General features: G+C 57.4%; 1 protein-coding gene. It reads left to right on the forward strand.

The features are described 5' to 3' along the window. On the forward strand, nt 1–380 hold a 380-nt coding region (locus BK660_RS30080; RefSeq protein WP_148057482.1), incomplete at its 5' end, for a response regulator transcription factor. Nucleotides 381–465 lie beyond the last annotated feature (85 nt).

Consider the following 465-nt stretch of genomic DNA (forward strand, 5'->3'; position numbering starts at 1 on the left):
GTACCACGCTGATTGTGGTGTCGATGGTCGATGATGAGTCGCTGATCAGCGAAGTCATGGCCGCCGGTATCGACGGTTTTATCGACAAAAACATCGCTCCGGACGAAATCGGTCAGGCAATTCTGGCAATTCGCGAAGGTGAAGTACTGGTGAAGTTCGCGCCGTCAGGCCTGCTGCCGCTGGAAACCGGCGCCGCCCTCACGCCTCGTCAGCAAGACGTGCTGCGCTTGATTGCCCAAGGCAAAACCAACAAGGAAATCGCCCGCGAACTGGAGATCTCGCCGTTCACGGTGCGTATTCATGTGTCTTCTTTATTACGCACGCTGAACGTGCCCTCGCGAGCGGCCGCCGCCGCCGTGAAATACACGGGGACTCTGTAGGCGCTAGGCAGCACCTACGGATGATCTGTGTGTTGCTGCAGCAATTCCATGGCCGCAGAGGAAAATCGGTAGGTCTTGTCACTCC

Source organism: Pseudomonas brassicacearum, assembly GCF_003732265.1.
GTDB classification, from domain to species: Bacteria; Pseudomonadota; Gammaproteobacteria; order Pseudomonadales; family Pseudomonadaceae; genus Aquipseudomonas; species Aquipseudomonas brassicacearum_D.